This is a genomic window from Olsenella absiana (assembly GCF_036408855.1).
Lineage (GTDB): Bacteria > Actinomycetota > Coriobacteriia > Coriobacteriales > Atopobiaceae > Olsenella_K > Olsenella_K absiana.
The window spans coordinates 174,253-197,878 of the sequence record NZ_JAZGJQ010000002.1 but is presented as its reverse complement, the minus strand read 5'-3'; the positions used below and the strand labels follow the sequence as shown (position 1 = coordinate 197,878).

18 protein-coding genes are annotated in these 23,626 nt (G+C 70.6%); 11 read left to right on the top strand and 7 right to left on the bottom strand.

The annotated features are described in order from the left end of the window. Positions 1–21: 21 nt before the first annotated feature. Together VXJ25_RS02810 and VXJ25_RS02805 are read right to left on the bottom strand one after the other, a co-directional pair. The gene (locus tag VXJ25_RS02810) at positions 22–1,386 is read right to left on the bottom strand and encodes a PFL family protein (RefSeq protein WP_330957698.1); all 1,365 of its coding nucleotides are present in this window, start codon (positions 1,384–1,386) and stop codon (positions 22–24) included. Positions 1,387–1,525: 139 nt separating this feature from the next. Continuing rightward, positions 1,526–2,608 carry an aldose epimerase family protein gene (locus VXJ25_RS02805; RefSeq protein ID WP_330957697.1) on the bottom strand — a complete coding sequence of 361 codons (1,083 nt, stop codon included), beginning with the start codon at positions 2,606–2,608 and terminating at the stop codon, positions 1,526–1,528. A gap of 208 nt (positions 2,609–2,816) precedes the next feature. On the opposite strand from VXJ25_RS02805, the gene VXJ25_RS02800 reads away from it, so the two are divergent. The 8 genes from VXJ25_RS02800 (at position 2,817) to VXJ25_RS02765 (ending at position 14,237) form a co-directional block, all read left to right on the top strand. Continuing rightward, positions 2,817–3,242 carry an OsmC family protein gene (locus VXJ25_RS02800; protein WP_330957696.1) on the top strand — a complete coding sequence of 142 codons (426 nt, stop codon included), beginning with the start codon at positions 2,817–2,819 and terminating at the stop codon, positions 3,240–3,242. A gap of 110 nt (positions 3,243–3,352) precedes the next feature. Then, a complete protein-coding gene (locus tag VXJ25_RS02795; RefSeq protein WP_330957695.1) occupies positions 3,353–4,408 on the top strand; it encodes an NADAR domain-containing protein in 1,056 nt (351 codons plus the stop codon). A 168-nt stretch (positions 4,409–4,576) separates the two neighbouring features. Beyond that, on the top strand, positions 4,577–5,293 hold the full coding sequence (locus VXJ25_RS02790; protein WP_330957694.1) for a TetR/AcrR family transcriptional regulator: 717 nt from the start codon (positions 4,577–4,579) through the stop codon (positions 5,291–5,293). Next, positions 5,286–10,091: an acyl-CoA dehydratase activase-related protein gene (locus tag VXJ25_RS02785; protein ID WP_330957693.1), complete on the top strand. Its 4,806-nt coding sequence runs from the start codon at positions 5,286–5,288 to the stop codon at positions 10,089–10,091. The genes VXJ25_RS02790 and VXJ25_RS02785 overlap by 8 nt, the downstream gene beginning before the upstream one ends. Positions 10,092–10,213: 122 nt before the next feature. Then, positions 10,214–11,509: a peptidase T gene (gene pepT / locus VXJ25_RS02780; protein ID WP_330957692.1), complete on the top strand. Its 1,296-nt coding sequence runs from the start codon at positions 10,214–10,216 to the stop codon at positions 11,507–11,509. A 341-nt stretch (positions 11,510–11,850) separates the two neighbouring features. Then, positions 11,851–12,372, top strand: a complete 522-nt coding sequence (locus VXJ25_RS02775; protein WP_330957691.1) for a hypothetical protein — start codon at positions 11,851–11,853, stop codon at positions 12,370–12,372. Positions 12,373–12,438: 66 nt separating this feature from the next. Continuing rightward, positions 12,439–13,347, top strand: a complete 909-nt coding sequence (locus VXJ25_RS02770) for an HAD family hydrolase (protein ID WP_330957690.1) — start codon at positions 12,439–12,441, stop codon at positions 13,345–13,347. Further along, positions 13,344–14,237: an HAD family hydrolase gene (locus VXJ25_RS02765; protein WP_330957689.1), complete on the top strand. Its 894-nt coding sequence runs from the start codon at positions 13,344–13,346 to the stop codon at positions 14,235–14,237. Before VXJ25_RS02770 ends, VXJ25_RS02765 begins: the two co-directional genes overlap by 4 nt. A 338-nt stretch (positions 14,238–14,575) precedes the next feature. Here VXJ25_RS02765 and VXJ25_RS02760 read toward each other — a convergent pair whose 3' ends face one another. The 3 genes from VXJ25_RS02760 to VXJ25_RS02750 all read right to left on the bottom strand — a co-directional run bounded on the left by VXJ25_RS02760 (position 14,576) and on the right by VXJ25_RS02750 (position 19,248). Then, positions 14,576–15,814 (bottom strand): endonuclease domain-containing protein, encoded by a 1,239-nt coding sequence (locus VXJ25_RS02760; protein WP_330957688.1) that lies wholly within the window; start codon positions 15,812–15,814, stop codon positions 14,576–14,578. A 198-nt stretch (positions 15,815–16,012) separates the two neighbouring features. Continuing rightward, a complete protein-coding gene (locus VXJ25_RS02755; protein WP_330957687.1) occupies positions 16,013–17,794 on the bottom strand; it encodes a glycerol-3-phosphate acyltransferase in 1,782 nt (593 codons plus the stop codon). Positions 17,795–17,811: 17 nt separating this feature from the next. Beyond that, on the bottom strand, positions 17,812–19,248 hold the full coding sequence (locus VXJ25_RS02750) for a glycoside hydrolase family 32 protein (RefSeq protein ID WP_330957686.1): 1,437 nt from the start codon (positions 19,246–19,248) through the stop codon (positions 17,812–17,814). A 221-nt stretch (positions 19,249–19,469) separates the two neighbouring features. On the opposite strand from VXJ25_RS02750, the gene VXJ25_RS02745 reads away from it, so the two are divergent. The 3 genes from VXJ25_RS02745 (at position 19,470) to VXJ25_RS02735 (ending at position 22,304) form a co-directional block, all read left to right on the top strand. Then, positions 19,470–20,927 carry a cation:proton antiporter gene (locus VXJ25_RS02745; protein WP_330957685.1) on the top strand — a complete coding sequence of 486 codons (1,458 nt, stop codon included), beginning with the start codon at positions 19,470–19,472 and terminating at the stop codon, positions 20,925–20,927. 13 nt (positions 20,928–20,940) lie between these two features. After that, a complete protein-coding gene (locus VXJ25_RS02740; protein ID WP_330957684.1) occupies positions 20,941–21,630 on the top strand; it encodes a PrsW family intramembrane metalloprotease in 690 nt (229 codons plus the stop codon). Positions 21,631–21,776: 146 nt separating this feature from the next. Next, positions 21,777–22,304, top strand: coding sequence for a hypothetical protein (locus tag VXJ25_RS02735; protein ID WP_330957683.1), 528 nt, complete (start codon positions 21,777–21,779; stop codon positions 22,302–22,304). 56 nt (positions 22,305–22,360) lie between these two features. Here the strand turns inward: VXJ25_RS02735 and VXJ25_RS02730 are convergent, their stop codons facing one another. Further along, complete coding sequence (locus tag VXJ25_RS02730) at positions 22,361–23,230, bottom strand: tetratricopeptide repeat protein (protein WP_330957682.1); 870 nt, start codon at positions 23,228–23,230, stop codon at positions 22,361–22,363. A gap of 26 nt (positions 23,231–23,256) precedes the next feature. Next, positions 23,257–23,583 (bottom strand): HIRAN domain-containing protein, encoded by a 327-nt coding sequence (locus tag VXJ25_RS02725; RefSeq protein ID WP_330957681.1) that lies wholly within the window; start codon positions 23,581–23,583, stop codon positions 23,257–23,259. Between the last annotated feature and the right edge of the window lie 43 nt (positions 23,584–23,626).

Here is a 23,626-nt window from a genome sequence, read left to right as displayed (position 1 = left end):
GGCGGTCGGGGCCTGGCGGGCCTAGTTCTTGAGCGAGTTGAGCGGGGCGGGGAACTGCCCGCCGCGGTGGGCCAGGGTGGTGCCCGCGAACCGGTTCACGCCCATGACCGGCGCGCTGCCGAAGAGTCCGCCGAACTCGAGCAGGTCGCCCTCGCGCTTGCCGATGGCGGGGATGAGGCGGACGGCCGTGGTCTTGGCGTTGATGACGCCGATCGCCATCTCGTCGGCGATGATGCCGGCGATCGTCTCGACGGGGGTGTCGCCGGGGATGGCGATCATGTCGAGGCCGACCGAGCAGACGCAGGTCATGGCCTCGAGCTTCTCGATGGAGAGGGACCCGTCGCGCGCGGCGCGGATCATGCCCGCGTCCTCGGAGACGGGGATGAAGGCGCCGGAGAGGCCGCCGACGCTCGAGCTCGCCATGACGCCGCCCTTCTTGACGGCGTCGTTGAGCAGCGCGAGCGCGCACGTCGTGCCGGGGCCGCCGCACTCTCCCACGCCGATGATCTCGAGGATCCTGGCGACGGAGTCGCCGGCGGCCGGGGTCGGCGCGAGCGAGAGGTCCACGATGCCCTTCTCGACGCCGAGGCGTGCGGAGGCCTCGCGGCCGATGAGCTCGCCGGCGCGCGTTATCTTGAAGGCAGTCTGCTTGATCATCTCGGCGACCTGCGTGAGGTTGGCGTCGTCGGGAAGCGTCGAGAGCGCCGCCGCCATGACGCCGGGGCCGGAGACGCCGACGTTGATGACCGCGTCGCCCTCGCCGGGGCCGTGGATGGCGCCCGCCATGAAGGGCGAGTCCTCGACCATGTTGGAGAAGACCACGAGCTTGGCGGCGCCGTAGCAGTCGATGTCGACCGTCGCCTTGGCAGCCTCGACCATCGTCTGGGCCATGAGCAGGACCGCGTCCATGTTGATGCCGGCGCGCAGCGAGGCGACGTTGACGCTCGAGCAGACGCGCTCGGTGGAGGAGAGCGCGTGGGGGATGGAGGCGATGAGCTTGCGGTCCGTCGCGCCCATGCCCTTCTGCACGAGGGCGGAGAAGCCTCCCATGAAGTCGATGCCGAGCGTCTCCGCCGCGCGGTTCATCGACTGGGCGATGGGGGTGAGGTCCTGGTCGGGGCAGCCCGCCGCGATCTGCGCCACGGGGGTGACGGACACGCGCTTGTTGGCGATGGGGATGCCGTACTCGCGCTCGAGCTGCTCCGCGACGGAGACGAGGTTCTCGGCCCTGCTCGTGATGCGGTCGTAGACCTTGTCGCACAGGCGGCCCATGTCCTCGTCCGCACAGCCGTTGAGCGACACGCCCATCGTGATGGTGCGCAGGTCGAGGTTCTGCTGCTCGACCATGTTGAGCGTCTCTTTTACCTCTTCGGGCGTGATTGCCATGGGACTTCCCTCCGGTGGTTCGGCCGGCGCCGGGCGCCGGCTCGGAGTGCCGGCGGGCGCCAGGGGCTTTTCGTGACAACGATTATGCGCTCCGCCGGTTTCTATCTGGTTGACGCCTCGCACGTCTTTGGCGCGGGGCTCAGCCCTCGGCCACGTCGAAGCAGAGGAGCGTCTCGCCCTCGAAGGGGCGCTCGGGGCCGAAGACCGGGTCGGTCGCGGCGGGGAAGGACGGGTGGTGGATGGCGTCGGGGAAGAGCTGCGTCTCGAGGGCGACGCCCGCGCTCGGGTCGTAGTGGGCGCCGTCCTTGCCGTGCGGCTCCGAGAGGCCGCCCGCCGTGAAGACCTGCAGGCCGGGGGCCGTGGTCAGGACGCGCAGGCGGATGTGGGACCTATCGCCGACGAGGGTCGCGGCGAGCCGCGGGCGTGCGTCGTCCGCGGCGTCGGGCTCGCTGCAGGACGGACCCGCCCCGCAGCGGGCGTCGAGCGCGAAGTTGTGGTCGAGCCCGCCGGGCACCTCGGCGAGGCAGTCGCCGATCCGCCGGGGGCGCCTCAGGTCGAGCGGGGTGCCCTCCACGGAGGCGAGCTCCCCCGTGGGCACCAGGTCCTTGTCGGTTACGGTGTAGCGGCTCGCGGCGACCTGGAGGCTGTGGCCGCAAACGTCGCCCGCGGCGTGGCCGTTCAGGTTCCAGTACGCGTGGCAGCAGAGGTTGACCAGGGTCGGGGCGGAGGGGACGGCCCGGTAGCGCAGGGCGAGGCAGCCGTCGCCCGCGAGCGCGTAGGTTACGCGCACGTCGAGGTCGCCGGGGAAGCCCTGGTCGCCGTCGGGCGAGAGGAGCGAGAAGGTCACGGAGGAGTCCCCGACGCTCGCCTCCCACCGGCGCTGGAACCACATCTCGCGCCCGCCGTGCAGGCAGCTGCCCGCCAGGTTGGCGCTGAGCTCGTAGGTGGTGCCGCCAAGCTCGAAGCTGGCGCCGCCGATGCGGTTGGCCACGCGCCCGATGGTCCCGCCGAACGCCATGAGGTTGTCCGCGTAGCCGGTCGCCGAGTCGTAGCCGAGAAGGACGTCGGGCAGGCGCCCCTCGCGGTCCGGCACGCGGCACGAGACGAGGCAGGCGCCGAGGTCGGTCGCACCCACGACCATGCCACGGCCGTTCGAGAGCAGGTAGAGGTGGGCGGGACGCCCGTCGGGGGCCGTCCCGAAGGGCAGGGTCGTCACGGGCATGGCATCCTCCTTGCGACTGCAGAGCGGGGTCGCGGGGCCTCGGCCGCCGCTGCCAGAGATGCTACCCCTCGCACGTGGGCCGCGCGGAGCCGGGCGGCCGCTGGCGCCGGCCGAGCGGACGCCCGGGCGGTGACCAAAAAGGCGCACGTACCATCTGCCCCGGCCCCGCGCCCGCGCGGGGAGGCAAGCAACGCAGAGGGAGAAGAGCATGAACACGTTTTCTGCAACCACCACGAAGCTTCCCGAGAGCTGCCAGGTCGAGGCCGCGTCGCGCGGTTTCAGGCTCATGATCGACGAGCCCGTCGACGCCGGCGGCACCGACAAGGGGATGAACCCCGTCGAGATGCTGCTGTGCGCCCTGGGCGGCTGCCAGACCCTGGTCGCGTGCATGAACGCCCCGAAGCTCGGAATCGAGCTTTCGGGCTGCCGCGCCGAGCTCGAGGGCGACATGGACCTCTCCGGCCAGAACCCCTACAACGGCTACCAGGAGATCCGCTCCACCCTCCACGTGAAGTCCTGTGCCCCGCAGGAGAAGCTCGACGAGCTGGCGGCCGTGGTCGAGCACAACTGTCCGGTGGGCAACACGCTCAAGGGGTCCTGCAGGGTCGCCTGCAGGGTCGTCGCGGACCTGTAGCGGAGCCGGGGCGCGCTCGCCGGGCGCGGTCGCCGCGGGGCGCCGCCAGCGCCCCGCGTGCTACGCTACCGGGACGGCCCTGCTGCCGGGGAGTCTACGGGGGGATGCGCATGGAAGGTCCGGTTTTCTCGCAGGTCGGCGAAGCCCGGCTGGTCCTGTTCGGGGCGCCAGGGGGGAGCAACGGCTGCCTCAGCGTCTGGGCGCCCTCGCCGATTGAGCTGCACGGGCACCGGTTCGCGAGCGTCGGGCAGTACCTCGTCCACGCAAAGGCCATGACCTTTGGCGACGAGGCGACGGCCATGCGCGTCTTTGCCCTGGACGACCCCTCCTACCTGAGGAACCTCTCCCGTCAGGTGACGCCCTTCGACGAGGGGCGCTGGGCGGGCGCCCGCGTCGGCCTCGCGCGCGAGGCCCTCAAGGCCAAGTTCGAGCAGGACGACGGGCTCGCGGCGTTCCTGCGTGCGACCGGCGACGCCACGATCGGCGCGTGCCTGGGCGACGATGCCCTCTGGGGCACGGGCGTGGCCGCGGGCTCTCCCGACGCCGCGATGCCCCTGGCGTGGTCCGGCAGGAACCTGCTGGGACGCCTGCTGGAGGAGGTGCGCGCGGGGCTCCCGGATCCTGCGGCGGCAGGGGGTCCCGCCCCTGCCGGCGGCGCCCCCGAGGGCGCGCGGCCCGCCCCCGTCGCGGGGACGGAGCCCGCCTCGGGCGGCGCCGCGCCCGCTCCGGCACAGGCCCGCTCGCTGCTCGAGCTGAAGCTCGCCGCCATCGGCGGCGCGGAGTCCGGGGTGCGCGACCTTCTCCACGCGCTCGCCGGCGCGATGGTGGTCGTGCCGGTGCAGGTGGTGGACGCGCCGGAGGACTACCGTGCCGCGATATCCGCGCTCGGGGTCGGGGAGTCCTTGCCGCTGCGCGAGGGCACCCAGATAAAGCCGTGCGTCCTGGGCGACGCCGACGGCGAGCGCTGGCTGGCGGCGTTCACCGACGCGGGCGAGCTCGACGCCAAGTCCCTCGCGGGCTTCTCCTTCGTCAACCTGCCGATGGCGACCGCGGTGGGCATGGCGCTCAACGGCGGCGGGCTCGCCGGGGTCGTGCTCGACCCCTTCACCCAGGCGATGCAGCTCCCGGAGGGCGTCCTGCGCGACCTCGAGGCGGGCAGGCTCTAGTCACTTCGCGACGGCGGCGGCCCAGGCTGGCGCCCCGTCCGTCGTGCAGAAATGTGAAAGCCAGGTGCAGACTGCGCCTCCCCCCAACCCCGTGCGAGCAAATTGCACACCGTGTGCAATACTTCACGCAGCGTGCAATATCAGGCACCTGTCTAGGGAGGAGGGGAGATGCGCCAAGCCGTGCGCGAGGAGGAGTCCTGCCCGACGGAGGCGTGCGACCGCCGCACCCTGAGGACGCGGCGCGCCCTGCGCGACGCACTCGCGGAGGAGATAGCCGCGACGGGCGACCTCGGGCAGGTCACCGTCACCGCGGTGACGGACCGCGCGGGCGTCACCCGCCGGACGTTCTACTCGCACTTCCGCGACATCCCCGACCTCGTCGGCCAGCTCGAGGCGGAGGCCATCGACGAGCTGAGGCCGCTCGTGGCCACCCTCGCCCGCACCGACCTCGACGAGCTCGCCTCCGCACTCGCGGACTGCGAGCCCTGCCCCGGCGCGGAGGACGTCCTGCGGTTCTTCAAGGACCGCGCCAGCTACTTGCCGGCCCTTCTCGGCGACGGGGGCGACCCCGCCTTCGTGGAGAAGGTCAAGGGCATGGTCCGCGAGGTCGTGCGCGACCGCGCGGCCGAGGGGCTGCCCCTGGGCGCGCTGGGCACCTTCCTCGACTACTACCTCGCCTTCGCCATATCGGCCGAGGTGGGGGTCCTCGTCCAGTGGCTCACCACGGGGATGCGCGAGAGTATCGGCCTCATGGCCCGGCTGATGACGGGCCTCATGTTCGTGCGCCCCGGCGACCTGTACGGCAAGGCGATCGACTTCGACGTCCCCTCGTTCGGGATGACGCTTCTCGGCCTATCGCAGCTCCAAGGAGAAGAAGATGACTAACTACGTGAACGACCCGACGGCGCAGAAGGCCGCCAAGCATCCGCTCGAGCTCAGGCAGGTCGGCGCCGAGCTCATGCCGGCCGAGAAGGCTGACTTCTCCCACGCGCACCTGCGCCTGGGCATCGACGTGGGCTCGACCACGGTCAAGCTCGCCGTCATCGACGACAACGACCACCTGGTCTACGCCAACTACGAGCGCCACCACACCGACGTCAAGGCGACCGCCCGCGAGGTCTTCGAGAAGGCCCGGAAGGTCCTCGGCGGCGCCCGCATGCGCGTCTCCATCACCGGCTCGGGCGGCATGCTGCTCGCCAAGTGGCTCGACGTCGAGTTCGTGCAGGAGGTCATCGCCTCCAAGCGCGCTGTCGAGACGCTCATCCCCCAGACCGACGTCGCCATCGAGCTCGGCGGCGAGGACGCCAAGATCATCTACTTCGACAACGGCATCGAGCAGCGCATGAACGGCACCTGCGCGGGCGGCACGGGCGCCTTCATCGACCAGATGGCCTCTCTCATGGAGACCGACGCCCTCGGCCTGAACGAGCTCGCCAAGGGTGCCCGCCACATCTACCCCATCGCGAGCCGCTGCGGCGTCTTCGCGAAGTCCGACGTGCAGCCGCTGCTCAACGAGGGCGCCGCGCGCGAGGACGTGGCCGCCTCCATCTTCCAGGCGGTCGCCAACCAGACCGTCTCGGGCCTGGCCTGTGGCCACCCCATCCGCGGCTACGTCGCCTTCCTCGGCGGCCCGCTGCAGTACCTCTCCGAGCTGCGCAAGCGCTTCTACGTCACGCTCAAGCTCGACGAGGAGCACCGCGTCATCCCCGAGAACGCGCACCTGTTCGTGGCGACCGGCGCGGCCCTGGCCGGCGAGTCCGACAAGTACGTGACCTTCGCCGACGTCATCGACCAGCTCGACAACCTGCGCGACACCCAGGGCTCCGAGGTCGCGCGCCTCGACCCGCTGTTCGCGACCGAGGAGGACTACCGCGCCTTCAAGCGCCGCCACGACGCGCAGGTGGTCGCCAAGGGCAGCCTCGACGACTACCACGGCCGCGTGTTCATCGGCCTCGACGCCGGCTCCACCACCATGAAGGCGGCCGTCGTCGGCGAGGGGGGCGAGCTGCTCTACACCTGGTACGACAACAACAACGGCGACGTCCTGGGCACCGCCCGCAAGATCATGGACGACATCTACGACCACCTGCCCTCCGACTGCACCATCGGCCACGTGACCACCACGGGCTACGGCGAGGGCATCCTGATCGAGGCCCTGCAGGCGGACTCCGGCGAGATCGAGACCGTGGCGCACCTGAGGGGCGCCAAGGCCTTCGTCCCCGACGTCAACTTCATCCTGGACATCGGCGGCCAGGACATGAAGTGCCTGCAGGTCAAGAACGGCATCATCGAGCACATCGCCCTCAACGAGGCGTGCTCCTCGGGCTGCGGTTCGTTCGTGGCAAACTTCGCCGACTCCATGGGCATGAGCGTGCAGGAGTTCGCCGCCGCCGCCGTGCGCGGCGAGCACCCCGTCGACCTCGGCAGCCGCTGCACCGTCTTCATGAACTCCCGCGTCAAGCAGGCGCAGAAGGAGGGCGCGACCATCGGCGACGTGGCGGCGGGCCTGTCCTACTCCGTCATCAAGAACGCCTTGTTCAAGGTCATCAAGCTGCGCGACTACGACGAGATTGGCAAGTACGTCGTGGTCCAGGGCGGCACCTTCATGAGCGACGCTACGCTCAGGGCCTTCGAGCTCCTGACCGGCCGCGACGTGATCCGCCCGGACATCGCCGGCACCATGGGCGCCTACGGCGCCGCCCTCCTCGCGCGCGACCGCGCCGGGGTGGACGGGACCTCCACGGTCCTCTCGCGCGAGGCGATCGACGGCCTCACGGTCAAGCACACCAACGCGCACTGCGGCCGTTGCTCCAACAACTGCCTGCTCACCATCAACTCCTTCGGCAACGGCCGCCGCTTCATCACGGGCAACCGCTGCGAGAAGGGCTCGGGCAAGCCGGCGGCCGAGCGCAGCAAGGCGCCGAACCTCTTCGAGTTCAAGAACAAGCTGCTCTTCGACCGCGAGAGCCTGCCGGCCGACGAGGCCCCGCGCGGCACCGTGGGCATCCCGCGCGCGCTCAACATGTACGAGAACTACCCGTTCTGGCACACCTTCTTCACCAAGCTGGGCTTCTCGGTCGTGCTCTCCGACAGGACCACGCGCAAGACCTACGAGGCGGGCACCGAGTCGATGCCCTCCGAGTCCGTGTGCTACCCGGCCAAGCTCAGCCACGGCCACATCATGAACCTGCTCGAGAAGGACCCGGACTTCATCTGGATGCCGTGCATCCGTTGGGAGCGCCAGGAGGACGACGGCGCCACCAACCACTACAACTGCCCGATCGTCATGAGCTACCCGCAGGCGCTCGAGCTCAACGTGGACGAGCTCGCCGCCCCCGATGTCGAGTACCTCGATCCCTTCATCCCCTACGATAAGAAAGACGACCTCAAGCACCGCCTGTACGAGATCCTCCAGGTCCAGCGCAAGAGCGACGCCGAGGCCGGCCACGGCCGCTTCAAGGGTCCCGACCTCACCCGCCACGAGGTCGACCAGGCCGTGAACGCCGCCTGGGAGGCCGACGTCGCCTTCAAGGACGCCATGCACCGCGCCGGCGACGAGTGCCTCAAGTGGATCGAGGACAACGACGCCCACGGCATCGTGCTGGCGGGACGCCCCTACCACAACGACGGCGAGATCAACCACGCCATCCCGGAGATGCTGCACGGCTTCGGCTTCGCGGTGCTGACCGAGGACTCCGTGGCGCACAAGATGGAGCCCGAGCGCCCGATCCGCGTCATCGACCAGTGGATGTACCACAGCCGCCTCTACCGCGCGGCGCGCTTCGTTGCCACCCGCAACGACCTCGACCTCATCCAGCTGCAGTCCTTCGGCTGCGGCCTGGACGCCCTAACGACCGACGAGGTCCAGGAGATCCTCGAGGCCTCCGGCAAGATCTACACCGTCCTCAAGATTGACGAGGTCTCCAACCTCGGCGCCGCCCGCATCCGCGTGCGCTCGCTGATGGCCGCCCTCAAGGAGGAGCGCGCCGAGCTCGAGCGCGAGACCAGGGCCGGGCTCGTCGGCGAGGTCGCCCCGACCGGCGTCCGCCTGGCGGACGGCACCCTCGAGCGCGCCCGCGAGACCGACCTCTCCCGCCGCACGCCCGTCTACCGCGAGGCCGCCAGCGCCGCCTTCAAGAAGGTGCGCTACACCAAGCGGATGCAGGAGGAGGGCTACACCATCCTGTGCCCGCAGATGGCGCCCATCCACTTCGAGCTGGTGGAGCCCCTGCTCAGGAGCGTCGGCTACAACGTGGTCCTTCTCCCCTCCGTGGACCACGCGGCCGTCGACACCGGCCTCAAGTACGTGAACAACGACATCTGCTACCCGTCGATCCTCGTGACCGGCCAGCTGATGGAGGCGGTCCTGTCCGGCAAGTACGACCTCAGCCGTACCGCGGTCCTCATCACCCAGACCGGCGGCGGCTGCCGCGCCACCAACTACATCGCCCTCATCCGCAAGGCGCTCAAGGACTCCGGCCACGCCGACGTCCCGGTGATCTCGCTCACCGCGGCGCTCAACCTCGACGAGAGCAACCCCGGCTTCCAGCCGCTAAAGAACCCGGTCCTTCTCAACCGCGCCGTCTACGCGCTGCTCTTCGGCGACCTCGTCATGCAGCTGCTCTACCGCGTGCGCCCCTACGAGGCCGAGGCGGGCTCCGCCGACGGGCTCTACGAGGACGTGATGCGCCGCGCAAAGGTCGAGATCTGTCGCGCCACGCGCCGCAGTTTCTACGAGCTGTGCCAGGACACCATCGACCGCTTCGACGCGCTGCCGCTCGTGAACGACCGCTCCAAGCCGCGCGTCGGCGTCGTCGGCGAGATCCTGGTCAAGTTCCACCCGACGGCCAACAACCAGGTCGTGCGCGTGATCGAGGCCGAGGGTTGCGAGGCGAACGTGCCGGGGCTCGTGGACTTCTTCCTCTTCGGCTTGTCCAACCAGATCAACATGAACGACGAGCTGCCGACCAAGGCGGTGAACCGCCTGACCCACGGCCTCGGCATCTCCTACGTCGAGGGGCTGCGCAAGCCGATCAACGACATGCTCGAGAAGAGCGCGCGCTTCGAGCCCTACGGCTCCATCTACCATCTGGCCGAGGAGGCCAAGCAGGTCCTCTCCCTGTGCAACACCATGGGCGAGGGCTGGCTGCTCACGGCCGAGATGGTGGACCTCATCGAGTCTGGGACGCCCAACATCATCGTGTGCTCGCCCTTCGCCTGTCTGCCCAACCACGTGGTCGGCAAGAGCGTCATCAAGCGTCTGCGCCAGATGCACTCCGAGAGCAACATAGTGGCCGTCGACTACGACCCGGGCGCCTCGGAGGTCAACCAGCTCAACCGCATCAAGCTCATGATCTCCGTGGCCAAGGAGAACTTCAGGTCCGCCCAGGCCGCAGGCGACGGCGCGCCCGCCTTCAGGCTCTCCAACGCCGACGACCCGACCGAGCGCGAGATGCCCGCGCCGCTGCGCCACTACCGTCGCGCCGGAGAGCTCGAGGACTCGATCGTCAACGAGGGGGGCAGCGCCGGTGGCGCCTACGCGGCCTACGGCGAGGTCCCGACGGCCGCCGACGGCACCTCCGACGGCGGCCGGACCTACGGACGCGGCGAGGGTCGCATCCACCTCTCCGCCGAGCAGCTCGCCCGGATCGAGGAGGCGGAGCGCAAGGCAGGAGTAAGGTAGCCTCAGCAAGGCAGGAGTAAGGTAGCCGCGCCAGGGGCCCACGAGACGGGTCGCAGAGCGCAGGGTGGCAACCCGGGGCGTCGCGCCAGGCCGCGGCGCCCCTTTCAGGATTGGAGAAGAACATGGCAGAGGATCCCATCCCCGAGCCGGGGGAGCCCCGGCTGAGCGACGTGGCCGAGCGCTTCATGCGCCTCGTCCGCGTGGGCTCGCAGTCCGACCCGGAGCATGCCGACCGCACCCCCTCCACCGAGCGACAGCGCCACATGGCGGAGGTTCTCGGCGAGGAGCTGCGCTCGGTCGGCTGCGAGGACGTGAGCGTGGACGAGCACGCCTACGTGCCCGGCACCCTCCCCGCGTCGCCCGGCGCCGAGAGACTGCCCGCGCTCGGGCTGTGCGCCCACATCGACACGGCGCCCGACGCGCCGGGCGAGGGCGTGTCCCCGCACGTGGTCCACTACGAGGGCGGCGACCTCGTGGCCGGCGTGGTCGCGGGCGAGCCCGTCGCCACCTCCCCCGCGCAGGTGCCCGACCTCGAGCAGTTCGTGGGCCAGGACATCATCTGCTCGGACGGCACCACCCTGCTCGGCGCCGACGACAAGGCTGGCGTCGCCGAGGTCTGCTCCCTCATCGCCCGCCTTCACGACGACCGCACGCTGCCCCACCCGGAGCTCAGGGTCGCCTTCGTCCCCGACGAGGAGATCGGTCACGGCGCGTCCCTCCTCGACCTCGAGCGCTTCGGCGCGCGCTGGTGCTACACCGTGGACGGCGAGACCCTGGGCGAGGTCAACTACGAGACGTTCAACGCCGCCGAGGCGAACGTCCTTATCCACGGCGTGATGATCCACCCCGGTTCCGCCAAGGGCGTCATGGTCAACGCCATCACGCTCGCGGGCGAGTTCCTCGACCTCGTCCCGGCCGCGGAGCGACCCGAGTACACCGAGGGCTACGAGGGCTTCTACCACCCCACGCAGGTCTCGGGCACGGCCGCCGAGGCGAGGCTGCAGCTGATCGTGCGCGACCACGACGCGGGTGCCTTCGCCCACCGCGCCGAGGTCCTGCGCCAGATCGCGGCCTTCATGAACGGCCGCTACGGCGAGGGCACCGTGGAGGTCGAGGTCCGCGAGGAGTACCGCAACATGGCCGAGTGCTTCGACGACTGCCCGTTCCTCATCACCAACGCCCTCGACGCCAACCGCGAGGTCGGCCTGGACGCGCGCTGCGTGGCGGTCCGCGGGGGCACCGACGGCTCGCAGCTCAGCCTGCGCGGCCTGCCGTGCCCCAACCTGGCGACGGGCGGCTACAACGCCCACTCGGTCCGTGAGTTCGTCCCCGTGCGCAGCCTCGAGATCACGGTCGACGTGCTGGAGCGCCTCGTAGCCAAGTTCGCGGTCCCGCAGACGGGGGTTCTGGAACCCTAGACGGCGCACGATGCCGAAAAACTTACCAGCGTACTACAATATGAGCGACGAGGCGAGAAGGGCCGGCCTGCAGCCGGTCCTTCTCCTACCGATGAGCTGGCCACGCCAGTGGATCCGCTCGCCCACACCTTCGACGACGCTACGCGACCGCAAACGACTGCCTGCCACCATATCGGGTCCGAGCGCGAGGGCCCCAAGAGAGCAAATCCAGACAACGGGTCCGAGCGCGAGTGGCCCGCGAGATCGAAACTAAGCGCTGGCGCGCTACCAAGCCGTTGGAGCCGGTTGGCCAGATGGGCCAACACGTACGTTGAAAGGTCGGGTGAGGGCTGATGGAGCCGATGCTCTTCGCTACCGTCAGCATGAGCCTGCCCATAGTGGCAGCCCTGATGGAGCACTTCGACGACGCGGGCATGCCGGAGAGGCACCACAGCCACCATGACACCTACATGGTCTCCGGCGCGCTCTCGCGATCGGTCGTCGCGTCGATGGCCTTCGTCGCGATCATGGGAATCGTCCTCAGCTGGCTGTGCGGCATCGGCGTCTTCGACGTTGCGGAGGATATTGTCCCGGGGTTCTTCCTGAGTTTCCTCGTCGCCTCCTTCTGCATGTGGGTGATGATGCGCCGCTACCGCGTGGTCACCTACGACGACCGCATGGCCGTGACGCCCCTCGTCGGCCCCACGGCCGAGGTGAGGTATCGCGACATCACCTCTATCAGGAGGATGGGCCCGCCGCCCGTCGGCGGCGGCGCGAGCGTGGGCGTGTGGTCGGACGGCCGGCGCGTGGCGACGATCTGGTCCATGGTGGACGTGGAGCAGATTCTCATGCGCATCGACCGCTTCGACGCCCTCGTGGGATAGGATGGGTCCTCGGGCGCGTACCTGTGCGTCCGACGTCTATCCCACCGCTCCCAGAGAGGCGTCCCCTTGTTCAAGCTCGTCCTGTCCGACATGGACAACACCCTGATCCCCATAGGGCGCTCGCACGTCTCGGCCCGCACGCTCGTCGCGATCCAGGCGCTGCGCGCGGCCGGCATCGAGTTCGGCCCGTGCACCGGCCGCGGGCCGGTCGAGCTGGCGCCGTTCTTCCTGCACGACGCGGACTACTTCCAGACGGGCGTGCTCTTCAACGGCCAGATGGTCTACGTGGACGGCGAGCTCGTCTCCGAGAGTCTCTGCGCTCCGGGTGACCTCCGCCGCCTTCAGGAGGCGGCGCTCGCTCACCCCGGGACCTGCCTCTTCTACTATCCGCAGGAGACCGACGAAACCAATCCCGCGTACTGCGTGGGGGCCGCGCCGGAGGAGGCGGCCGCCTATGGCAGGCGCTACCGCTTCACGCCGCACGTCGTGGACGAGGCGCCGGAGGTCCCCTACATCTCCGTCACGGTTGCGACCAGGGGCGGCGCGGGGGTCGTCGACGCCGTGCGCGACGCCGTGCGCGACGAGGGGCTCGCCCTGGAGCTGGTGGAGACCTTCCCCGGCTGGTGCGACGTGCTGCCGCGCGGCGTCAACAAGGCCTCGGGCATCAGGGTGCTGGCGCGAGAGCTCGGCGTCTCCCCGGACGAGGTCGTCTTCTTCGGCGACGCCGAGAACGACCTCGAGGCCATCGCGGAGGTCGAGAACTCCGTGGCGGTCGCCAACGCCATGCCCGCGGCGGCACGGGCAGCCCGCTGGCACGTGGGCGCCTGCGCGGACGACGGCGTCGCGGTCGCGATGGTCGACATCGCGCTCGCGGCCCAGCGGGGGGAGCGGCCTGCGTTCATGCGGGAGGCCGGCCGGGCGGACGCAGGCCGGGCGGTGGCGTCCGAACGCCAAGGAGGAGGGGTGACCCAATGATCAAGCTTGCGGTCTCGGACCTGGACGACACGCTCATCGCGGTGGGGCGGCCCTGCGCCACGCGCCACGCGATCGAGGGCATCCACGCCATGCTCGACGCGGGGCTCCACTTCGGCCCCGCCTCCGGCCGCGTCCCGTGGGACCTGGGGTGGATGTTCGACGGCGACGCGCGCTGCTTCGCCACGGGTACGCTCATCAACGGCCAGCTCGTCTACATTGACGGCGAGTTCGTGCTGGAGAAGGTCCTCGACACGCAGGAGCTCGCGCGCATGGGGGAGCTCCTCAAGAGCATCCCGGGCGTGGCCCTCATGGTCGACGACTACGGCGACCGCTTCGCCGTGGGCGTGACCGCCGAGGAGATCCATCGCTTCCACGGGAGCTTCGACCGGATAGGCTCGGTGCGCACCCGCGTGCCCGACAAGAAGATCGTGAAGGCGAACGTGCACGTGGTCGGCAACCCCCGCCGCCGCGAGGACGTGCGCCGGCTCCTCAGCCGCGAGTTCGACGCCTTCGATTTCGTCTTCCCCAACCCCAAGGCGCCCCTGGTCGACGTGCTGCCCAAGGGGTGGGGCAAGCACCGCGGCGTGGACTACCTGCGCAGGGAGCTGGGCCTCGCTCCGGAGGAGGTCGTGGCCTTCGGCGACGCGGAGAACGACCTCTCGGTCCTCGGCAGCCTCCCCAACAGCGTCGCGGTCTCGAACGCCGACCCCAAGGTCGCCGCCAGCGCGCGCTGGCACATCGGCGCGAGCGCGGACGACGCGGTGGCCGACGCGCTCTTCGACATCGCGCGGGCGGCCGAGACGGGCGGCCTGCCGGCCTTCATGAGCCCGGAGCGGGAGAACCTCGCGGCTACCTGGACGCCTGTGGGGCCCGCGCCCGAGGGTGCGTAGCGCGCCGAGGGCGTGCGGCCCGGCACGCGGCCCGGCGAGCGGACCCGCCGCCGCCCGGAGGGCCGCCGCGACCACGCCGCCCGGAGGGCGCACCTGCGCCGCCACGCCGCGTCCTTCTCGAATTACGCACGACTGCACCTGCTGAAGACAAAAGGCCTGCAAATCCACAAACCTAAACTCAACCGTGCGTAACTGCGCCACGGTGGCACCTCTGCTGGGCAGTCGCCCGCCCCGGTTATGAGGGCTGGCCGGGGGCGTGCCGGCCGGGGGCGTGCCGGCCGGGGGCGTGCTGGCTGGGGCGCACTGGCCGGGGAGCGCGTGCCAGCTGGGGGCGCCGGCTATGGGCGCGTCAGTTTGAGGATGAGCTTCTGACGTCGAATGAGCTGCAGGTCGCTGGGCTGATCGAGGCGAATGCCGAGCAGGCTCGCGAGCTGCCGGGCGAGAAGGTCCATGCGCTGGGGGCTCGCCACCTGCGGATAGCGCACGCGGAGGACCCTGTAGCCAAGGCTCGTGAGGGCGTTCTGCCGCTCGTTGTCGGCGGCCAGCCTCTCGGGGGAGCCGGCGGGATGGAAGTCGTCGCCGTCGTACTCGATTGCGACCTTCGCCTCCTCCCAGCAGAGGTCGGGCGTGATCTCGGACATGCTCGAAAGCTCGCGCTGGCCTGGCAGGAGGCTGATCGGCCGGTTTAGGCCGGGGCGGGGGACCCCGTATCCGCCCATGTCGACGGGCAGCGTCAGGATGAGCGCCAGCGCGGTCTCCATGGGTGAGCCAGAGCGGTCGTAGGCCAGGTCGAGCGCGCGCCGGGCGCGCGTGATGCCCGCCGACGCGGGCATGCGCCGCAGGAACCCCCGCATCTCCGCCCTGGACGCGAGTGGCTCCCTCCCGAAGGCGGTCGTCGGGCTGCCGGGGTGGGGCGGCCGATAGGTCGAGGAGAACTCGCACGCAGCGACGACTGCGTCTACCTGCTGGGATATGCCGACCCAGGCGAGCAGGTCCTTCTCCGCGAAGTCCTGCTCCGGGAGGCCAAGCTCGGCGCGGATCCGGCTCTCCTCGCGGGACTCCCGCGCCGCGGCGCCCCTCGAGAGCTTGGTCGGCCGTCGGGAGCACGCGAGCTGCAGCACCACGAAGCCGGGGTCGCTCACCAGCACGCTGTCGTTGGCCTTCCAGAGCGACCTCTCCAGGATTCCGTAGGACCAGACGTGCAGGTTCGCCTGGCTGCCCCGCGACCGGGCCTCCGCGGTGGGCACGAGAAGGTCGAGGGGCTTGTCGAACGGCTTGAGGAAGTCTAGGGCTCCGCTCGCCACGGCCGCCTTCGCCTGGCCCTGCGTGGAGACGCAGGGCGCTGCGAACATGAGGAGGAACGGCCGCTCTGGTACCCTCTCAATCCCACTATCCGCGAGGGAGAAGAGCGCGCGGCGCGCGGTGTCGTGGCTCAGGTAGGCGATTCGGCGCGCTTCCTCGCGGGGAGTCGGCGCCGCGGAGCTGTTCGGTGCCGTGGGACTGCCTGGCGCCGCGGGCTCGTCCGACGCCGTGGGTCCACTTGTCGCTACGGGGTCGTCCGACCTGCGCTTGCTCATAGGGCCCCCTTCGTCGGGGAGGATGGGGCGCGATGCGGTTGCACCGGTTCTTTCAGGCGATGGCCCGAGGTGGAACTACGCACGATTGTGCTTAAGGTAACTGAAATGCCTGCAAATCCACAAACCTAAACTCTATCGTGCGTAATCCGGAATCCCGGAGCGGTCGCACCGGCGGCGCGACCGGCGCCGCCGGTCATGCTACGAACGGTGGCGCGAGACGTGCGCCTGATGCGCCTCGTGCCGCTGCGGGTGTCGGGCGTCCTGCGGACCCCGACCTTGCCCGAGGTGCTGGGCGTGCTTCGGTCGCGTGCGTTCCGTCGTGGGCTGCGGCGCGCGAGGGGCCCGGGAGGGACGGGCGTCGCGGACGGGGCCACGCCCCACCTGCGGGCGCTGCGAGCGCGTCGCGCGCGTGGCCTGGCCCGGCCGCGTGCCCTGGCCCTGCGCCGGGCGCGGGCGGCTTGGGGGAGTACGGGGCCCGCGACCGCGCCCCTCTGCGGAGGGCCGCTGGGTCAAGGAGTCGTCGCGCGCGGCGGCAGAGGCCCTCCTGCGCTCTAGGGTGCGTCTGCGCTCGAGCTCGTCAGCCGAGGCGGCACGAGCGCGCCCGAGGGCCTGCGCGGCAGCGTTGCCCGCCTGCGCCAAGCCCCTGCTGGCGGCGTGCGCGCCTTCGCCGACGAAGCGCCCGATGCGGACGACCTCCTCGGCGGCCGCCTGCCGCTCGTGCTGGAGGCGCTGCTGGGAGGCCATGCGCTGGGCCTCGATGGCGGGGATCATGGGGCGCACCTGGTCTGCGGCCTGCACGCGAACCGCCTGAGCGCGCAGTGCTGGGGTGTCCGCTGGCGCCGCCACGACGCGGGGCATGGCGACGGTCTTGTCGACCGCGAACGGGGCGGGCGCAGGGGTGCCTTGCGAGCTCGGCGCGCCCAGCGCGGCCTGGGCACGCATGTCGGCCGGGGAGGCTGGCTGCTGCGATGCCGCCGTCGGTGCGCCCACAGGGTCGCTGATCGCGCCGGCGGCCTGTACGGACGCGTCTGCGCAGGCTGCGGCCGCGCCGTCGGCGCGCGGGCGGATGCGGGGGTAGGCGAGGGTGTCTCCGGGGGAGACCTTGCCCACGCGGGAGCGGACGCGGCGGGAGTCGTCGCTGCCGGCCTCGCCGTGCAGAAGGGCGTCGAGCGAGAACGAGCCGCGGGTGAAGAAGCCGCCGTCGGAGCGACCAGGGGCCTCTGTGGCGGTCGCGGCGCGGCGCAATCCGAGACTCTTCTCGCCTGCGGCGTGAGCGGCGTGAGCGGCGTGCGCGTCGGAGCCGGCGTCGTGGGCGCGGGCACCGGCGCCGGGGGCGAGGCCGCCCGCGCCCGCGCCCGGGAGGTCGAAGGGGAGCAGCGAGCGGACCTTGTCCGCCAGGGACGCCCGGGGCGTGGAGCCGTCCCGGATGCCTGCCACGGCGCTGCCGTGCGCCATGGCCATGAGGGCGAGCAGGGCCAGGGCGACGATGACGTGCGCGAGGTCTCCCGTGAGGAGCATGAGGAGGGCGTAGCTTGCGGCGATCGCGATCGCGCCAACGCAGAGGTAGCCAGACAGGACCACGGCGGCGAGCCCGACCAAGAGCGCCAGGACGCCCCAGCCCGGGGAGGCCAGGACGATCGTCGCGCAGGTGGTCGCCACCCCCTTGCCGCCCTTGAGGTGGTGCCAGGCGGGGAAGTTGTGGCCGAGCGTGCAGCCCAGCCCCGCCCACGCGGCGGAGGCGGAACCGAGGTCGGGGAAGGCGAGCGAGCAGACGAGGGCAGCCGCGACGACCTTGCCGAGGTCGCCGGCGAGCGTCAGCGCGGCGGCACGCAGGCCCAGCTCGTGGCCGATGTTGGCCATTCCGGGGTTACCGACCCCCACCTCGAAGGCGGAGCGCCCAAGCTCGCGGCGGGCGACGAGCTCGGCCGTGAGCAGGTTTCCGCACGCGTAGCCCACCAGGAGGCAGACGAGGACTTCCATCTGGACTTCCTTCCGGGCTACCAGAGCCCCTCGGTGCCGCTGCCCATGGGGTAGGCGACCATGCTCTCAGCCTCGATGTTGGTGGAGACGGAGAGCCGCTCGCCCCTGGGGAACCACCGCGTGGAGAAGACCTTCTCGCCCCCGTTGGCGAAGATCTCGATGGCGGAGCTGTCGACCAGGATGCGCAGGCTGTGCAGGGTGTTGTCGGAGAGCGCGCAGGCGCGCTTGGTGCGGCCGGCGCTACTCGCCGCGTCCTCGGCGAAGCGCAGGTCGGCGCGGTAGTTCCCAAAGGAGAAGGACACGTCCTCGTCGAGGGTGATCGAGGCGGCGCGCGAGCGGATCCCCTCGATCACGATGTCGGCGCGGTGCGTGGGCAGGAGCGTGTCATCCGCGGAGGTGGTGGGGGAGTCGTCGCGCAGGCGCACGGGCTCGCCCCTCAGGGACTCGAGCTCGGCGACCGGCCACTGGCGGATGTAGTCGTTGCCGGACTCGGTGGTGTTGAGGCTCAGCTCGCGCGGGACGCTGAGGCAGCCGTTCCAGTCGCCCGACCAGCCGGAGCCCGGCGTCGCGGGGACGGAGCCGTAGCCCGCGCCGGGGACGCCGAGCCAGGCCATGAGGATGGTCCGGCCGCGCTCGTCCACGAAGGTCTGCGGGGTGTAGAAGTCGAAGCCGTGGTCCCACTCGTTGAAGGTCGACTCGTCGAAGGCGCAGGTGCGTGCGAGGGTGTCGCCGAGCCACACGTAGCCGGACTCGAAGTTGTTCGCGAAGCGCAGGCGGTCGTGCGAGAGGCCCTGCGGGCAGAAGGAGAGGAAGCTGCGGCCGCCCAGTCGGATGCGGTCGGGCGCCTCCCACATGTAGCCGAACGGCTCGTCGGAGCGGATCGTGCTCGCGAGCTGCCAGGAGAGCCCGTCCGCCGACTCGTAGAGCAGCGCCAGGCCGTGCCCGTCGAGGTCGCGGGCGCCGAGCAGCATCCGCAGGCGGCCCTCGTCCTCCCACACCTTGGGGTCGCGGACGATGCGCGAGCACTCGTCGGGGTAGTCGGAGTTGCGCAGCACGCAGGTCTTGTTCGAGAAGGTCGTGCCGTCCTCGGAGGTGACGAGCACCACGTTCGACTCGCGACCATCGGTGATGGCGTCGTGCAGGCCGGGCTCCTCGACGTTGCCGGTGTAGTAGACCCAGAGCCTGCCATCGCGGACGACGGCGGAGCCGGTGAAGGCGCCGCTGGCGTCATAGGCGCTGTCGGCGCGGATGGCCTCGCCCTCGTCCGTCCAGCTCACCAGGTCGCGGCTCGTGGCGTGGCCCCACGACTTGGGGAGCTTGGCGTCGGGCCAGGCGCGGTTGAGCTGGTAGAAGACGTGGTACGTGCCCTTGAACTGGCAAAGCCCCGCCGGGTCGTTGAGGCGGCCCCTGCGGGGCGATATGTGGAAGCCGTTGCGCCAGTCGTTCTCGGTCATGACAGCCCTTTCTGAGGTGCCCCGCCCACCGGCGCGCGCCGGCCCGGAGGCTTCGGTTGGCAACCTGTTATGTAACACGCGGCCCTCATGGGCTCCCATGCTCCAGGAAGAATAGGCAGAAAAAACAGAGCGCGGAGGTGCGTCGCGTCGGGTTGGGGTAGGGTACAGCTGGGCGGCCGAGGGGTCGCTTCGCACGGCCCGACCGAGGGGGGCTCGTCCCAATGGAAGCTGTCACTGACTTCGCGTCGCTGCTCGTGATGGTGACGCTCGCGCTCGTCTGCCCGATCCTGGCGGACCGCATCCCGCGCCACATCGTTCCCGAGACGGTCTTCCTGCTCATGCTCGGCGCCGCCTTCGGCCCCTACGGCCTCGGCCTGATACACACGAACGAGGTAATCGGCTTCCTCTCCGAGCTCGGTTGCGGCTTCCTCTTCCTTCTCGCCGGGCGCGAGATCGAGCCGAGCATGCTCTCCGGCCACGAGGGCAGGCGCGGGCTCGCCGCCTGGGGAGTCTCCTTCGTCGTGGCGGTCGCGATCAGCGGCCTCCTGCCGCGGGTGGGCTATGGGACCACCACCGGCTGGGCCACGGCGATCATGCTCACGACGACCGCCATCGGCACCCTGATGCCCATCCTCGCCGAGCGCGGGCTCGTGGGTACGCCCGTCGGCGACGGCGTCGTCTCCTACGGCACCTGGGGCGAGATCTGTCCCATCGTCGCCATCGTGATGCTGCTCTCCGCCCGCGTCGCCTGGCAGAGCGCCGTGATCCTCCTGGGGCTCGTGCTGCTGTGCGTGGTGATTGCGCGGCACGGCGCGTCGGCGCGCCGGAGGGGCACGCGCGTCTACCGGCTCATGGTCGAGAAGGCCAACGGCACCGCCCAGACGATGGTGAGGCTCACGATGTTCCTGCTGGTCCTCCTCGTCACCATCTCCGCCGTGTTCGACGTCGACATCGTGCTCGGCGCCTTCGCCGCCGGCTTCGTCCTCCAGTATCTGGTCCCGAAGGGCGACGAGGCCTTCGACCAGAAGCTCGGCGGCATGGGTTACGGCTTCTTCATCCCCGTGTTCTTCATCTACTCCGGAACGAGGATCGACGTCACGGCGGTGGCGAGCAGGCCGGTCATGCTCGCGGTGTTCATCCTCGCGCTGCTGCTGGTGCGCTCCGTGCCCGTGTTCGTGCTGGCGGCGACGGACCGCGCCAACCCCCGGCGGCTCTCGGTGCGCGCGAGCGCCTCGGTCGCCGTCTACTGCGCGACGGCGCTCCCGCTCGTGGTCGCCGTCACGACGATCGCCGTCGCGGCCGGGGCGATGTCGCAGGGCATGGCCTCGGTCCTCGTGGCGGCGGGCGCCGTCACGGTGTTCCTGATGCCGCTCCTGGGCCAGCTGGCGATCCGTGCCGCCGGGGCCTCCGAGCTCGACGTGGCCACGCTCGCCGAGGACACGGCGGACCTGGGCCCGGCCGTCGTGGAGGCCGCGGGCCATGCCCGCATGCGCGAGAGGCATGCGGCCCGCATCGCCCTGCGCATGCACATCGAGCACATGATCGAGTCCGGCGAGTCGCCCGAGGCGGTGGCCCGCTACCTGGCCGAGGAGCTGCACTTCGAGGGCGACGAGCACCGCGTGCACGCGGTCGAGCGCCGCATCGAGCGGATGCAGGGCTCGCACAGGAGAGTCTACTGACGGGAGGTCACGGATGAGGACCCTGCTAGTCATGGCGGTGCTCCCCGCCGCGGTCCTTCTCGCCTACGTCTATCGGATAGACCCGCGCGAGAAGGAGCCGGCGTCGCTGCTCGGAAGGCTGCTCCTGGCGGGCATGGCGTCGACCGTGCCCGCGATGGTCGTGGAGGTCGCGCTCACCGCGGCGCTCTTCGGCGACGCGGAGCCGCTGGCCCTGCGGGACGTCCTGGTCGACAACTTCCTCGTGGTCGGCCTCACGGAGGAGCTCTGCAAGTTCGTCGCGCTCAAGGGGCGCAGCTGGCGGGACCCGGCGTTCGACCACGTCTTCGACGGCATCGTCTACGCCGTCTTCGCGGGGCTCGGCTTCGCCATCGCCGAGAACGTCCTCTACGTCCTCGAGTTCGGCCCGCAGACGGCGGTGGTGCGCGCCTTCACGGCCATACCGGGCCACTGCATGTTCGCCGTCTTCATGGGCTTCTTCTACGGGCACGCGCGGCTGGCGAGGTCGCGCGGCCACGGCTTCGCGTGCGCCCTGCTCGGCCTCTTCGCTATCGCGGTCCCGGTTGTCCTGCACGGCGCCTACGACACGCTCGCCTCGATAGAGACGGTCGAGGCGAGCGCCCTCTTCCTCGTGCTGCTGGTCCTCATGGTCGTGGTCGGGATGGGGCTGGCCAAGCACGTGGCGCGCAGGGGCGAGCGGATCTGACGGACGTGTGGACGGGGCTCCGCACCGGCGTCGAGGCGGGACGGAACGCCGGTGCTTTAGGGCAGGGGGGCGCCTTGGGCGGTCGGGGAGAAGGACGTGCGTCTTCTGGGGGACGTGCGGCCCCGGAGGGGCGGTCGCTCCCGGGCGTGGGGAGCCAGGAGCGCGAGGTCGCGCTCCGCGTGCTCGAAGCCCTCGTGCGCCAGGGCCTGGTGGCGCGTGACGGGACCGTCTCAGGGCGCGACCTCCTCGCCGAGGCGGCGGCCCCGGGTGCGGAGGGCCTGATGGCGGCAAGCCGGGCGCAGCGGGGCATCGTCGAGCGCGCCTGCGCGGTGCCCAGCCCTGGCACCAACCAATGTGCGGGATGGGTCTGCCGCGTCTTCGAGACGGCGGGGCTCCGGCCGCGCCGCTGCTATGCCAGGACCATCTACCAGCAGTTCTGCACCTACTCGGGTGAGGACCCCCTGCGGGTGGCGATGGTCGTCGCGTCGCCGGGCAACCCCTACGGAAGCGGCGCCTGGGACCTGGGGCACGTGGGCCTCTATGTCGGCGACCGCGTCGTGATGGACTGCGTGGGCGACAAGGTCAGGCGCGTCCCGCTCTCCGCCTGGCTGCTGGCCTACGGCCTCGACGCCGAGCCCCGGTGGGGCTGGCTGGGAGGGATCGCCCTCGCGTGAGGAGTCCCCTGCTGGCGAGTGCGGCGGGCGCGGCGCGCGCGGCGAGTGCCTGACGCCTACTCGAGCGCCCCGCCCTCCTCCTCGAGCAGGGCGCGTGCCCTCTCCTGCCCCTCGATGGCCTCCTGAAGGCGCCTTCTGTAGTAGGTCTGGCCGTCCGCGATGTCCAGCCTGAGGCCTATCTCGGCGACCTGGAAGAGGTGGAGGGCGCGCAGGGGGTCGCGCTGCATGCCCCAGTCTCCGCAGTTGGGGTCGACGAGGAGCTTCGCGATGCGGACGGCGGGCTGTGCCTGCTCCACGCAATCCGACGCGAGCTCGAGGCTATGCTCCCAGAGCGCGTGCGCCCGGCCGAGGTCGCGCCTGACCGAGCGGCCGCGAGAGTACATGTCGCCCAGCTTGTAGGTCGCCTCGCTCGAGTGCGTGAGGGCGGCGGCCAGCGCGTAGCACTCGTACGCCTTCGCGTAGTCGGGCTCGCCCGTTCGGCCGTACTCGTAGACGTAGCCGAGGTTGATGACGGACTGCAGGCAGCCGTGGGCGGCCGCCATCTCGTAGAGCTCCCTTGCCCTGCCGTAGTCCTGCTCCACCAGGTCGCCCATGTAGTAGAGCGCGCCGAGGTCGTTCATGCATGCCGCGCTGCCGCCGGCGATCCCCGCCTCGTAGCCCAGCACCAGGAGCTCCGTGACCTGCTCGCCGCTTTCGCCGAACAGGGCGGCGTCGCGGATGCGGTGCCGGTTCTCCGAGACGAACTCGGCGAAGGCGTCCGGATCGTCCGCGAAGGCAGCCTCCGCCATCTCGCGCAGGAGTGCCGGGGAATCGGGGTTCTGGACGGACCTTTGGTTATCCGCGCCAACGCCCTCCTCCCAGGTGAGGGGAATGCCGCCGATCTGGGCGATACGCTCCAGCTCGGCTTCTGGGATCCTGACTCTCATGACCATCGAGGGCTCCTTCCGGCTGGCTAGCGCGCGTCCCGCACGTAAAGCCCGACGCGCACCTGCTCCCACGGGTCCGCCTCGGGGTCGACCTGCAGGACGCGCACCTCGAAGACGCCTTCGTGGCCGTAGTAGTCGAGGACCGAAAGCAGGGCGTTCTCGCTCTTGGGCACGTAGCCTATCATCACCCCGTCGAGCGAGAGCGCCATGGCGTTGGAGTCGTACGGGTTGTCTCTCTCGGCCGCGAGCTCGAGCTGGGTGCCCACCTTGAGCTTGTCGAAGACCAGGGCGCCGTCGTGGTGCTGGAACCCGGCGACGAAGAACGTGCTGACATGGCGTGATGGCTCGAACATGGCGCCTACCTCCCCACGGTTATCTTCAGGTTGCGCCCAGCTT